The sequence below is a fragment of the Streptomyces sp. NPDC001599 genome, assembly GCF_042893535.1.
In the GTDB taxonomy this organism is placed as follows: domain Bacteria; phylum Actinomycetota; class Actinomycetes; order Streptomycetales; family Streptomycetaceae; genus Streptomyces.
In genome coordinates, this window is the sequence record NZ_JBIAVA010000005.1 from 257,332 (window position 1) to 269,786 (window position 12,455).

Annotated in this window: 11 protein-coding genes; 8 read left to right on the forward strand and 3 right to left on the reverse strand. The window is 74.6% G+C overall.

What is annotated here, in order from left to right; genetic code table 11:
* Positions 1–65: 65 nt before the first annotated feature.
* Complete coding sequence (locus ACFYZ3_RS15995; RefSeq protein WP_388517359.1) at positions 66–1,505, forward strand: hypothetical protein; 1,440 nt, start codon at positions 66–68, stop codon at positions 1,503–1,505.
* Between the two features lie 245 nt (positions 1,506–1,750).
* Here ACFYZ3_RS15995 and ACFYZ3_RS16000 read toward each other — a convergent pair whose 3' ends face one another.
* Positions 1,751–2,347 carry a histidine phosphatase family protein gene (locus ACFYZ3_RS16000; RefSeq protein ID WP_388517362.1) on the reverse strand — a complete coding sequence of 199 codons (597 nt, stop codon included), beginning with the start codon at positions 2,345–2,347 and terminating at the stop codon, positions 1,751–1,753.
* Between the two features lie 213 nt (positions 2,348–2,560).
* On the opposite strand from ACFYZ3_RS16000, the gene ACFYZ3_RS16005 reads away from it, so the two are divergent.
* The 5 genes from ACFYZ3_RS16005 (at position 2,561) to ACFYZ3_RS16025 (ending at position 8,883) form a co-directional block, all read left to right on the forward strand.
* A complete protein-coding gene (locus ACFYZ3_RS16005) occupies positions 2,561–3,550 on the forward strand; it encodes a phosphatase PAP2 family protein (protein WP_388517364.1) in 990 nt (329 codons plus the stop codon).
* Positions 3,447–4,715, forward strand: a complete 1,269-nt coding sequence (locus tag ACFYZ3_RS16010; protein WP_388517367.1) for a hypothetical protein — start codon at positions 3,447–3,449, stop codon at positions 4,713–4,715. Before ACFYZ3_RS16005 ends, ACFYZ3_RS16010 begins: the two co-directional genes overlap by 104 nt.
* Positions 4,706–6,340 (forward strand): hypothetical protein, encoded by a 1,635-nt coding sequence (locus tag ACFYZ3_RS16015; protein ID WP_388517370.1) that lies wholly within the window; start codon positions 4,706–4,708, stop codon positions 6,338–6,340. The genes ACFYZ3_RS16010 and ACFYZ3_RS16015 overlap by 10 nt, the downstream gene beginning before the upstream one ends.
* The gene (locus ACFYZ3_RS16020) at positions 6,337–7,698 is read left to right on the forward strand and encodes an AAA family ATPase (protein WP_388517373.1); all 1,362 of its coding nucleotides are present in this window, start codon (positions 6,337–6,339) and stop codon (positions 7,696–7,698) included. Before ACFYZ3_RS16015 ends, ACFYZ3_RS16020 begins: the two co-directional genes overlap by 4 nt.
* A 156-nt stretch (positions 7,699–7,854) precedes the next feature.
* Positions 7,855–8,883 (forward strand): S66 peptidase family protein, encoded by a 1,029-nt coding sequence (locus ACFYZ3_RS16025; RefSeq protein ID WP_388517376.1) that lies wholly within the window; start codon positions 7,855–7,857, stop codon positions 8,881–8,883.
* Here ACFYZ3_RS16025 and ACFYZ3_RS16030 read toward each other — a convergent pair.
* Positions 8,864–9,451, reverse strand: coding sequence for a TetR/AcrR family transcriptional regulator (locus ACFYZ3_RS16030; protein WP_388517379.1), 588 nt, complete (start codon positions 9,449–9,451; stop codon positions 8,864–8,866). The two genes, ACFYZ3_RS16025 and ACFYZ3_RS16030, sit on opposite strands and share 20 nt — an antisense overlap.
* A gap of 123 nt (positions 9,452–9,574) precedes the next feature.
* On the opposite strand from ACFYZ3_RS16030, the gene ACFYZ3_RS16035 reads away from it, so the two are divergent.
* Positions 9,575–10,429: an NAD(P)H-binding protein gene (locus tag ACFYZ3_RS16035; RefSeq protein ID WP_388517880.1), complete on the forward strand. Its 855-nt coding sequence runs from the start codon at positions 9,575–9,577 to the stop codon at positions 10,427–10,429.
* A 12-nt stretch (positions 10,430–10,441) separates the two neighbouring features.
* Here the strand turns inward: ACFYZ3_RS16035 and ACFYZ3_RS16040 are convergent, their stop codons facing one another.
* Positions 10,442–11,308 carry an SDR family NAD(P)-dependent oxidoreductase gene (locus tag ACFYZ3_RS16040; RefSeq protein WP_388517381.1) on the reverse strand — a complete coding sequence of 289 codons (867 nt, stop codon included), beginning with the start codon at positions 11,306–11,308 and terminating at the stop codon, positions 10,442–10,444.
* A 195-nt stretch (positions 11,309–11,503) separates the two neighbouring features.
* On the opposite strand from ACFYZ3_RS16040, the gene ACFYZ3_RS16045 reads away from it, so the two are divergent.
* Positions 11,504–12,382: a helix-turn-helix transcriptional regulator gene (locus ACFYZ3_RS16045; protein WP_388517384.1), complete on the forward strand. Its 879-nt coding sequence runs from the start codon at positions 11,504–11,506 to the stop codon at positions 12,380–12,382.
* Positions 12,383–12,455 lie beyond the last annotated feature (73 nt).

Genomic DNA, 12,455 nt, shown 5'->3' on the forward strand with positions numbered 1-12,455 from the left:
GGGCCGCAAGCCTTACTCGCCCTTCTCCCGGCATGGTTCGACGGTTCGCACGAGAGGACCCGGCCATGGCGTCGTCAACGGTGACCTCCGCCCAGCCCGAACGGCCCCCGCGGCCGAACCTCGCCTTCAGGCGGTTGCGCGGCAAGCGCTCCCCGGCGGAGTTCGCGGCGGCGGTCCGCCGGGCCGCGCGCGAGATCGGCGAGCGGGTCAGCTGTGACGCGCGCTACGTCGGCCGGGTCGAGGCGGGCGAGATCCGCTGCCCCAACTACGCGTACGAGCGGGTGTTCCTGCACATGTTCCCCGGCCGCACGCTCACCGACCTGGGGTTCGCGCCCCGCTCGTCGGTCCGCGGACGGCAGGCCCGCACCCCGGGTGAGTCGCGAGGGGCGGGTGAGCCGTATGAGACGCATGACACGCAAGACGTCCGGGACACGCACGACGTCCGGGACGCGCAAGACCTGTACGAAACGCACGACAACAACGAGGAGAGCGACGTGCTGCGTCGCGCATTCATGACGAGCGGCGCCACGGTGGCCGCCGCCTCGCTCGGCCCCCTGGGGCTCGCCCTCGACGCCGCGGCGGCCGGGCGCCCCGCGCGCCGGGCCGGGACGGGCGAGGCCGGCGCCCTCGAAGAAGCGGTCCGCCGGATCCGGCTGCTCGACGACCGGCACGGCGCGGACGGTCTCTACCGGCGCGCGGCGGCACCGCTGCGCACCGCGTACGCGCTCCTGGACGCCGGCGCGTCCCGGCAGGCGACCGCGGACCGGCTCTACACGGGCGCCGGTGAACTGGCGATCTCCGTGGGCTGGCTGGCGCACGACTCGGGGCGCTTCGACGACGCGCGCTCCCACTACGCCGAGGCCCTCGCCACCGCCCGGATGAACGGCGACGGCGGACTGGAGGCGCACGCCTTCTGCAACATGGCGTTCCTGGCCCGCGACGCCGGCCGCCCCCGCGAGGCGGTGCGGGCGGCCCAGGCCGCGCAGCGCGCCGCCCGCCCGCTGGGCTCGGCCCGGCTGATGTCCCTGCTGGCGCTGCGCGAGGCGGGCGGCTGGGCGGGGCTCGCGGACCGCGTCGGCTGCGAGCAGGCGCTGGTCCGCGCGCAGACCTTCTTCGAACGGGGCCCCTCGGACACCGACCCCGAGTGGATGAGCTTCTACGGCGAGGCCGAGCTGGAGGGGCTCGAGGCGCAGTGCTGGTCCACGCTGGGCGACTGGCCGCGGGCGGCCCGGCACGCGCGGCGGGCCGCGGATCTCCAGGACCCGCACTTCACCCGGAACCTCGCGCTGTACTCGGCGGAGCTGGCGGACGACCTGGCCCGGGGCGGCCGCCCCGACGAGGCCGCGGGCGCGGGCATGCGGTGCCTGGACCTGCTGGGCGAGGTCCAGTCCTCCCGCATCCACACGATGCTGGCGGGCACGGCCCGCGTCCTCCTCCCCCACCGCCGCGCCTCAGGAGTCTCCACCTTCCTGGACCGCCACGGAGCCCTGCCGCGACCTGCCTAACCCAAACTGCGGGCAGTCGCGCCCCGGTAGCTGCGGGCAATCGCGCCCCGGTAGCTGCGGGGCAGTCGCGCTCCGGTAGCTGCGGGCAGTCGTGCCGCTGGGGCGGCACGGGTGGGCGCAGCGGCACCCCGCAACGCCGGGCCGCGTCCCCACCCCCGCCCAGCCCCACACCGGGCACCGCAAACCAGCACGGGCACCGGCACGGGCACGGGCACCGGCACCGGCACCGGCACCGGCACCAACCGTCAGCCGACCAGATGCCCCGAGTCGTTCCAGCTCTCCACCGCCGCCTCCCCGTATGCCCACCCCAGCACCGACAGCGACGTCGGGTTCAGCCGTATCCGCGCACCGAAGGACACCGGCAGCCCCAGCCACCGCGCCCCGATCGCCCGCAGAATGTGCCCGTGGGCGAAGACGAGCACGTCCCGCTCCGCCTCCCGCGCCCACGCCACCACCTCGTCCGCACGCGCCGTGACTTCCGCCACTCCCTCCCCTTCCGGGACCCCGTCCCGCCAGATCAGCCAGCCGGGCCGCACGGCCTGGATCTGCTCCGGCGTCATGCCCTCGTACGCCCCGTAGTCCCACTCCATCAGCGCGTCCCACGCACGGGCGCGCTCCCCGAACCCCGCCAGCTCGCAGGTCTCGCTCGCCCGCACCAGCGGACTGGTCCGCACCTCCACGCCGTCCAGCCCGTCCCACGGCGCCCGGTGCAGCCGCTCGCCGAGCAGCTTCGCGCCGCGCCGGCCCTCCTCCAGGAGCGGCACGTCGGTCCTGCCGGTGTGTCTGCCGGACAGCGACCACTCCGTCTGTCCGTGCCGGGCCAGCAGAATGCGCGGTGCCATGAAGAGGCCTTTCCGGGAGAAATGTCTGAGGGGACCCCTCCATCATCCCGTACCGTCCGTGCGGGCAACCCGAGGGGCAATGCCGGCGTCTATCCGGTCCGAGGGCGCTTGGCGGAGCGGCCGCGGTGAGGCCGTAGAGTGGCTCGCCCGTGTCCGTCCAGGCGCACGAGTGAGCGAGAAGCAGAAGAGACGAGAAGGGGGAGGGCGATCGGATTGCCGCACACCGAGACACCGGGCAGCGAGGCGGCCCCGAACCCTCGGCTGCGCTGGTGGACCGAGCTGCCGCTCATCGTCCTCGTGTACGCCTGCTACAGCGCGGGACGCCTGCTCGTGCGGGGCGACGTCTCCGACGCCGTCGACCACGGCCTGGCCATCCTGGACATCGAGAAGGCGCTCCACCTCAACGCGGAGCACCCCCTCAACCGGCTCTTCACGCGCGAGCCCTGGATCGGCGTACCGGCGGACTTCTGGTACGCGTCGCTGCACTACGTGGTCACGCCGGCGATCCTGGTCTGGCTCTTCCGCTCCCGCGCGGTGCGCTACCGGGCCGCCCGTACCTGGCTGATGACGTCGACGTTCATCGGTCTCATCGGCTTCACGCTGCTGCCGACCTGCCCGCCCCGGCTGCTGGACGCCGGTCACGGGTTCGTCGACACGATGGCCCAGTACAGCTCGTACGGCTGGTGGGGCGGGGCGGCGAGCGCGCCGCGCGGCATGGGCGGGATGACCAACCAGTACGCGGCGATGCCCAGCCTGCACGTGGGCTGGGCGCTGTGGTGCGGGGTGATGCTGTGGCGCCACGGCGGCACGCGCGCGGCGAAGGTGGCCGCCGTCGTCTACCCCCTGGGGACCACGATCGTGGTGATGGGCACCGCGAACCACTACTTCCTCGACGCCGTCGCCGGGGCGGCCGTGATGGGCGCCGGACTGTTGCTGACGCCGTTCGTGCTGCGCGCCGCGGCACGGATGCGGACCCGGCTCCCGGCCCGTTTCGCACCGGCCGCGGCCGGTGCGACGAACGCCGCCGTGCCCGCCCCCGCCTCCCCCCGGGACGGCGCGGGTTCCGTGATTGTCAGTGGTGGATGCCAGACTTCCGCGGGTGAGCGATTTCCACGGCAGCGCGAGCAGCGGTTCGGAGCTGGAACCGAGCCGGACCCCGCCCCCTCGGACGCGGGGGACGAGACTCCGGCACCGGCTCGCTGAGCTGCGCGGGCCCGACGTACCCGCCAAGGCGCTGGACGCCCGGGCCCTGGCCGCCCTCGCCGCCAACCCGGGGTGCCGTCGGCGCGCGATCCTCGACGGCGCGGGCGTGGACAAGGCGTCCCTGGCCAGTGCGCTGGGCTCGCCGTCGGTCTTCGGGCAGTCCCAGTTCGCCTTCACGCGGGGCAACGCGTTCGAGGCGAGGGTGAAGGCGGACGGCGGCGCCGAGTTGCTGCGGCTCGTGCACGAGAGGCTGGACCGGGGTGCCGAGCCCCCCGCCGAGGCTCCGGTGCGGGTGCCCGACCTGTCCGCGACCGGCCCGGAGGGGCGCGCGGCGCGGACGTCGCTGGCGCTGCGCGAGGCCACCGGCACGCCCGGCGCGTGGACCCTGCTCGACCATCCGATGCTCGCCCTGGAGGTCGCCGGGTCTCCCGCCTTCCTGGAGCCGGACGCCGTGGTGGTGCATCCGGACGGCAGTTGGACGGTCGTCGAGATCAAGTCCTTCCCCATGCTGGACGGCTCCGCCGACCCGGCGAAGGTCGGCGCCGCCGCGCGGCAGGCCGCGGTGTACGTGCTGGCCCTGGAGCGGGTCGCCGCCCGTCTCGACCCGCCCCCGCGCGTGCGCCTGCGCGTCCTGCTCGTCTGCCCCAGGGACTTCTCCAACCTGCCCACCGCGTCCGCCGTCGACGTGCGCAAGCAGCGCGCCGTCACCGAACGGCAGCTGGCCCGGCTGACCCGCATCGAGGAGATCGCCGACGCGCTCCCGGAGGGCGTCTGCTTCTCCCCCGAGCTGCCGGCCGAGGAGCTGACGGCGGCGGTCGAGGCGGTCCCGGCGACGTACGCGCCCGAGTGCCTGTCCGCGTGCGAGCTGGCCTTCCACTGTCGCGCCCGGTCCCGCGAGGCCGGTGCGGTCACCTGCCTGGGCCGTCCGGTGCGGGCCGAGCTGGGCGGTCTTGCCACGGTCGAGGACGTGCTGGCCGCGGCCCACGGGGAGGCCGGTGACCCGGACGACCCGGCGGTGGCCGCGCTGCGCAGGGCGGCCCGGCTGCGTGCGGAGGCGCTCGCGGCGGCCGGTGCGGGGCCCGGTGGAGCGACGGGCGACGGAAGCGGCACGGGCATCGAAAGCGGCACAGGCATCGGCATCGGCGAGGTGTCCGCGTGTCGCTGATCACCACCCTCGCCCGGCTGGAGGCCGTGCGCAGCGGCCGGGCCCAGCCCGCCGCCACCGTCCGGCACCGGCACCTGTCCGACCGTCCGCTCGTCTTCGTACCGCTGATCACCGCCGGTGAGGCCGGGGCCCCGCTCGGCGCGCTGGTCGGCACCGACCGGGACGCGCCGCACCTGCTGGTCGTGCCGCAGCCCCGCGACCGCGACCTGCGCTTCGCGTTCCTGGCCGAGCTGGCCGGCATCGTGCTGCCCCACGTCGAGGCGTACGCGGAGAGCGTCGAGGCCGCCGAGCGCACCGAGACCGACCCGGAGACGGGCAAGCGGGTCAAGGTCGAGGTCGACCTGTGCGCGGACGCCGCGCAGCTGGTCGTGCCGAGCCGCGCGGGCGTCGACTTCGTACGGCTGCTGGGCCGGTCCATGCGTTTTCGGCGTACGGCGGAGCAGGACCCGGAGACCCCGCACCCCGCGCCGCCGCGGGTGCCGCTGCTGGGCCGGTGGCTGACCCACTACGGCGAGCGGGCCCGCGTGCCCGGCTCCTCCCTCCTGCTCGCCATGACCGACCTGCTGGGCCGGCACTGGGCGACCGGGCAGTCCACGCTGGAGGACCAGCACCTGGGCGCCCTGCTGGCGTGGATCGCGCCGCGGGACCCGCAGGACCCGCAGGACCCGCCCCCGACCGGTGCGGAGGCCGCCCGCCGCGCCGAGCTGGCCCGCGACGCCGACGGCCAGCTGCTGTGCCCGCCCGCGGGCCCGGCGACCGACCCGGCCTTCGACAACAAGCTCCTCGCCCCCGCCATCGAACGCTACGACCGCGCCCGCACGGCGCTGGCGGCCGCCGAGGACGGTCTGGAGGCCGACGACCGGCTCGGTGCCCTCACGGCCGCGGAGCGGGAGATCCGCGCCCTGGTCGAGAGCCGTACCCGGCCCACCTGGGACGCGGTGTGGCGGGGCCTGGACCTGCTGCGGGCGCTGCCCGAAGGGGCGCACGCCGAGGAGCGCTGGACCCGCGACCGCTGGTCGTTCACCTCCCACCGCGACCGGATCCTGTCCGGCGAGCCCCCGCAGCCGCGCCGCGACGACGCCGTGACGGCGGCGAACAAGCTGGCCACGCGCGAGCGCGAGCAGGCCCGTCTCGAAGCCCAGGAGGCGCTGGACGATCCGCTGGTGATGGCCGGGCGGCGGCTGTCCGGGGAGGCGTTCGCGGGCGAGGTCGTGGACGTGGTGATGGCGTACAGCGAGAGCAAGCGGCCCAGTCCGCGCCCGCTGGTCACGGTCCGTACGGACGACCGCCCGTACCTGGGCGAGCGGGTGAAGGTCTACCGCTCGCTGGGCGGCAAGCCGCAGACGGCCGAGTACGTCGGCCCGGCGCCGTCGGACGGCGGCCCCGAGGACGGGACGCTGGTCCTGCGGATCATGGACAAGATGGGCCGCGGCAAGGAGCCCGAGGCCGGGTCGGTGCCGGAGAAGGGCGACCCGGTCTGCTTCACGCTCTTCGAGCACGAGCAGCGGGGCGGCGCGAAGCTCCCCGACCCGGAGCAGACCCCGTGGACGCACGGCGGCCCGCCCGGTGAGGCGGCCGCGGTGCCGGAGGCCGCCGACGCCCAGACCGAGGAGGACGTGCTGTGACCGCCGAGGCCCTCTCCACGTCCGCCCCCGCGTCCTTCGACCCGGGCGCGGAGGCCGGCCGTGCCACCGCGGCGATCCTCCACGACACCCTGCACGGCACGGAGCGCGGTGTCGTCGTCGACTCCCCGCCCGGCGCCGGGAAGTCCACGCTCGTGGTGCGGGCGGCGCTGGAGCTGGCCGAGGCGGGCCGCCCCCTGATGGTGGTGGCGCAGACCAACGCCCAGGTGGACGACCTGGTGCTGCGTCTGGCCGAGAAGAACCCGGACCTCCCGGTGGGCCGCCTGCACAGCAGTGACGCCGACCCGTACGACAAGGCGCTCGACGCGCTGGTCAACGTACGCAAGTCGGCGAAGGCCGCCGATCTCGCCGGGCAGGCCGTTGTGCTGTCCACGGCGGCGAAGTGGGCGCACGTGAAGGTGGACGAGCCGTGGCGGCACGCGATCGTCGACGAGGCGTACCAGATGCGCTCGGACTCCCTGCTCGCGGTCGCCGGACTCTTCGAGCGGGCGCTGTTCGTGGGCGACCCCGGTCAGCTGGACCCGTTCGCGACGGTGGGCAGCGAGCAGTGGGCGGGCCTGGCCTACGACCCGTCGTCCTCCGCCGTGACGACCCTCCTCGCCCACAACCCGGGCCTCCCCCAGCACCGCCTGCCGGTCTCCTGGCGGCTCCCGGCGTCGGCGGCCCGTCTGGTCTCGGACGCCTTCTACCCGTACACGCCGTTCCGCAGCGGCACGGACCACGGCGACCGGAGCCTGGCCTTCGCGGTGCCGTCGGACGGCTCGGGCCCCGACCGGGTGATCGACGAGGCCGCCGCCTCGGGCTGGGGCCTGCTGGAGCTTCCGGCCCGGCACACCCCGCGCACCGACCCGGAGGCGGTGCGGGCGGTGGCGGCGGTGGTCCGGCGCCTCCTCGACCGCGAGGGCCGGGCGACCTCCGAGCGCTCCCCGGACCCCGCGCCCCTGACCGCCGCCCGCGTCGCCGTCGGCACCGCGCACCGGGACCAGGCGGCGGCGGTCCGTGCGGCGCTGGCCGACCTGGGAGTGCACGACGTGACCGTGGACACCGCCAACCGCCTCCAGGGCCGCGAGTACGACGTCACGGTCGTCCTGCACCCGCTCTCCGGCCGCCCCGACGCCACCGCCTTCCACCTGGAGACCGGCCGTCTGTGCGTCCTGACCTCCCGGCACCGGCACGCGTGCATCGTGGTCTGCCGCGAGGGCGTCGGCGACCTGCTGGACGACTACCCGTCCACGGAACCGGTCCAGCTGGGCACGCTGGTGAAGTTCCCGGACGGCTGGGAGGCGAACCACGCGGTGCTGGCGCATCTCGCGGAGCACCGGGTGGCCTGGCGACCCTGACGGAGGGGCACCGGTAACCGGCGAACGGACGCGGGAGACGTCCGACGGCACCGGGTCACCCCGACCGGGTTGGTGAACCGGCCCGGCACCACCGTCGCCGCCGGGGCGCGGAAATCCCCCTGCCCGCCGGTCCGCTGACGTGCCAGAATCCTCCGCATGCCCGTTCGATACCCGCGCCCCTTGCGCCCAGGAGACCGTGTCGCCGTCACCTCGCCGTCCAGCGGAGTCCCCGAAAAGCTCCGCGAACGTCTGAACGTGGCGATCCGCGACGTGGAGGCACGCGGATACGAGGTGGTCGTCGGGGCGTGCATGGACGGCTCGGGACACGTCAGCGCTCCCGCCCCCGAGCGCGCCGCGGAACTGACGCGGATGCTGACCGACCCCGGCATCAGGGCGGTGGTGCCGCCGTGGGGCGGGGACCTGGCCATCGACCTCCTGCCGCTGCTCGACTGGGACCGGCTGCGCGAGGCCGAACCGACCTGGCTCGTGGGCTACTCGGACATGTCGACCCTCATGACCCCGCTGACGCTCCTCACCGGCACGGCGACCGTGCACGGCAACAACCTCATGGACACCCCGTACCGGACCCCCGACGGGCTGGTCTCCTGGTTCGACGTCGTCGGCGCGCCCCGGGGCCACCGGTTCACCCAGACGCCGCCGGGCCGCCACCGGACCACCGGCTGGGACGACTACGCGCTCCACCCGGACGCCCGGGAGTTCACGCTCGACACCCCCGGCGGCTGGACCCGGCTGGACGGCGGCAAAGACGTCGAGGTCGAGGGCCGTCTGATCGGCGGCTGCATCGAGACGCTCTGCAACCTCACGGGGTCCGGGTACCTGGACACGTCCGCCTTCGCCCGGACCGCGGCCCCGGAGGGTCTCCTGGTGTACGTGGAGGCCTGCGGCGACGACGCCCTGACCATCTGCCGCAACCTGCACGGCATGCGGCTGGCCGGCTTCTTCGACGCCGCGAACGCGGTACTGGTGGGCCGGACCTCGGCCCCGGGTGTCCCCTCGCTCTCCCAGCACCGGGCCGTGCTGGACGCGCTCGGCCCGCTGCGGGTGCCGATCGTCGCCGACGTGGAGTGCGGCCACGTCCCGCCCTACCTGCCGATCGTCAACGGCGCGCACGGCCGCCTGACCCACACGTCGACGCGGAGCGAACTCACCCAGACGCTGGTCTGATTCCGTCCAGGAGGTACCTGGTGCGGCGGTCGTAGTCCTCCCGGGCAGGCCGCTCGCCGTGCTTGAGGGCGAGGGCGTTGTCGCGGACGAGTGCGTGGAGGTCGCCCGCCGTGAACTCCGGCCGCAGCGCACCGCGGGCCCGCGCCGCCGCGACGACCTCCTCGTTGGCCCCGCTTCCGACCCGGCAGATCTCCATGAGCTGCTCCGAGTGCGGATACGTCTGCAACAGGACGTCGTTGAAGGCGGGCTGGCGGTACTGGAGGTCGCGGATCGCGGTGAGGTAGTACGCGATCCGCTCGCCGCCGTCGTCGATGGTCCGCGTGCGGTCGACGACGGCGAACAGCTCACTCGCGACGACCTCCTCGATGACGGCCTCGATGAGCCCGACCCGCCCGCCGAACCGGTTGAAGATCGTCGCCTTGCTCACCCCTGCCGCCTTGGCGACCTCCTCCAGCGGCACGGTCAGGCCCTGCCCCTGGAAGGCGCCGATCGCGGCGGCGCGGATCTGCTCGGAATTGCGCCGCGCGTCGGCGCGCAGCCGGGGTTCCGAAGGCACCGCACCGGCCATGGCCCTCACCGTCTCTTCCTGTCACCCACCAGCACAACTTGACTCGTCGAGTCAGCTTACCTACGGTCGGCCGCGGAAGAGAAAGTGACCTACCTGGTCAACTTGTGCGGGAAGGCCAAGAACATGATCGTTGTCACCGGCGCGACCGGCGGGCTGGGCGGCGCCACCGTCGAGCACCTCCTCAAGCGCGTGCCCGCCGACGGGATCGGCGTCAGCGTCCGCGACACCGCCAAGGCGCGGCACCTCGCCGACCGCGGCGTGCGCGTGCGGCAGGGCTCCTACGAGGACCCGGCCGCGCTGCGCGACTCCTTCGCCGGTGCCGAACAGGTCCTCCTGGTGTCCGGCAACGACCCGGCCGCCGACATCGTCGGCCTGCACCGCAACGCCGTCGAAGCCGCGGTCGCGGCCGGCGTCCGGCGCATCGTCTACACGAGCCAGCAGGGCGCCGTCCCCGGCAACCCGTACCCGCCGTCGGACTTCCACATCGCCACGGAGGCGATCCTCGGCGGCTCCGGAGTCGCCTGGACCGCCCTGCGCAACGGCGCCTACGGCCCGCTCGACCAGGTGCTCGGCCCGTGGCAGCGGACCGGCGCGATCGCCCAGCCGCAGGACGGCCCCGTTCCCTACACCGACCGTGACGACATCGCCGAGGCCACCGCGGCCGTCCTCGCCGGTGACCGGACCCTCGACGGACCGGTCGACCTCACGGCGCCGGCCGCCGTCACCTTCGACGACGTCGCCGGGATCGCCTCCGGCCTCACCGGTCGCCGCATCGAGCGCATCGTCCTGGACGACGAACGGTGGGTCGCCGACCAGGCCGCGGCCGGTGTGCCGGAGCAGCTGGCCCGGCTCATGCTCACCTGGTACCAGGCGGCCCGCGCGGGCCGCTTCGCCGACGCCGGCCCGCTGCTGGCCGACCTCCTCGGCCGCGAGCCCCGCACCGTCGCGGACCGGCTCGCGGCCGGCCTCGCCGCCTGAAGCCCGCCCTGTTCAGGCCGCGGGGAAGTCGGTGCCGGGTGCGGAGGCGGCGGTGGCGTCGAGGTTGGCCCGCAGGGCGTCGACCTTCGCGGTGGCGAAGGCGTGCGCGTCCGAGCCCAGCAGCTGACGCAGGGGACCGCCTTCCAGACCGGCGCGCTCGATGATGGCGGCGGCCCCCTTGACCGGGTCCCCGAGCTGGCGGCCGTGCAGCTCGAGGTGGTCCTCGACCATGGCCCGCACGGCCGGGTAGTGCTCCGTGGTCTCGCCGGGCAGGCTCAGGGAGTCCGAGCCGAGGAAGGACGTGCGGAAGTAGCCGGGCTCGACGACGGTGACCTCGATGCCGAAGTCCGCGACCTCGGCGGCGAGCGCCTCGCTCAGCCCTTCGAGCGCGAACTTGCCCGCGCAGTACAGGGCCCAGCCGGGCATCGTGGTCAGACCCAGGATCGAGGACACGTTGACGACCCGGCCCGCCCGCTGCTCACGCAGGACGGGCAGCGCCGCGCGCAGCACGTTCCACACCCCGACGACCTGGACGTCCAGCATGTCCCGTACGGCGTCGTCGGTGGTCTCCTCGACGGCCGCGAGGTAGCCGTAGCCCGCGTTGTTGACGACGACGTCCAGTCGGCCGAATCGCTCGGTGGTCCGCTCCACGGCGCTCCGGACCTGGTTCTCGTCCGTCAGGTCCACGGTCAGCGCGAGGAGCCGGCTGGTGTCGGCCGCGCTCCCCAGCGCGGCCCGCAGGCGCTCGGCGGAGCGGGTGGTGGCGGTCACGTTGCCGCCCCGGGCGAGCAGCTGCCGGACCAGTTCGAGGCCCAGTCCGCGGGAGGCGCCGGTGACGAACCAGGTGGTGGGAGCCGTGGGGGTGGTGGGGGCAGGCATGGGTGTCCTCTTCCATGGGGTGCGCGACGGGATGCCGGACCGGGCTGCCGATCCGGCGCTGACTCGATCGTGGACCGCGCGGGAGGGGCGCCGAGGGCCATGGCGGGCCCTGCGCGCCCTAGGCCGCGCGGAGGTAGGACCGACAGTCCCCCTTTTGCGGGTCCGTCGTCGTTCCACGCGGGACAGACTGCTCCCATGACCCGCATCAACCGAGAGCTCGCGGACTTCCTCAGGCGCTGTCGCGCCCAGTGCGATCCCGAGCAGGCCGGACTGCCGCCGGACGACCGCGTCCGGCGCGTGCCCGGCCTTCGGCGGGAGGAGGTCGCCCGCCTGGCCGGCGTGTCCGCCGACTACTACGCGCGCCTCGAACAGGGCCGCTCCGTCAACCCGTCGCCCGCCGTGGTCGAGGCCATCGGGCACGCCCTGGGACTGGACGCGGCGAGCCTCGCCCATCTCAAGGACCTCGTCGGCATCGCCGCCACCAGCCCCCCGTCGCGCACTCCGAGCGTGCAGCGTCTGCGCCCCGGGCTGCATCGGCTGCTGGATTCCCTGGACACCGCCGTCCCCGCGCTCGTCCTGGGGCGGCAGTCCGCCGTCCTGGGGTCGAACCGGATGGCCAGAGCCCTGTTCGCGGACTTCGACGCCATGCCGGCCGTCGAGCGCAACTACACCCGCTGGCTCTTCCTCGACGAGGACGCGCGCGACCTGTTCGTCGACTGGGACGTCCAGGCCCGCGCCGCGGTGGAGAACCTGCGCCTGGACGCGGTCCGCGCGTCGGACCGGCAGGCCACCGAGACGCTCGTCACAGAGCTGAGGGAGCGCAGCGACGACTTCGACCGCTGGTGGCGGCAGCACCGCGTGCACCAGCGCACCCACGGCTCCAAGCGGCTGCCGCACCCCTTGGTCGGCGAACTCACCGTGGAGTACGAAACCCTTTCGCTCCCCGGCGACAGCGACACCACGCTGTTCCTCTACACCGCCGAACCCCGGTCCGCGTCCGCCGAGGCGCTGGGCCTGCTGGCCTCGTGGACACTGGCCGGACCTTCGACGACCCCGAGGCGGTCGCGCGACTGACACGCGGTCCGTCGGAGGTGACCCCGCGCCGCCGTCGGCGGCCGTACCGTCGAAGTCGACCGGCTACCGGGGA

Coding starts and splice junctions, on each gene's coding strand:
- ACFYZ3_RS15995 (WP_388517359.1), top strand. CDS start 66: ATGGCGTCGTCAACGGTGACCTCCGCCCAGCCCGAACGGCCCCCGCGG.
- ACFYZ3_RS16000 (WP_388517362.1), bottom strand. CDS start 2,347: ATGGCACCGCGCATTCTGCTGGCCCGGCACGGACAGACGGAGTGGTCG.
- ACFYZ3_RS16025 (WP_388517376.1), top strand. CDS start 7,855: ATGCCCGTTCGATACCCGCGCCCCTTGCGCCCAGGAGACCGTGTCGCC.
- ACFYZ3_RS16030 (WP_388517379.1), bottom strand. CDS start 9,451: ATGGCCGGTGCGGTGCCTTCGGAACCCCGGCTGCGCGCCGACGCGCGG.
- ACFYZ3_RS16035 (WP_388517880.1), top strand. CDS start 9,575: ATGATCGTTGTCACCGGCGCGACCGGCGGGCTGGGCGGCGCCACCGTC.
- ACFYZ3_RS16040 (WP_388517381.1), bottom strand. CDS start 11,308: ATGCCTGCCCCCACCACCCCCACGGCTCCCACCACCTGGTTCGTCACC.
- ACFYZ3_RS16045 (WP_388517384.1), top strand. CDS start 11,504: ATGACCCGCATCAACCGAGAGCTCGCGGACTTCCTCAGGCGCTGTCGC.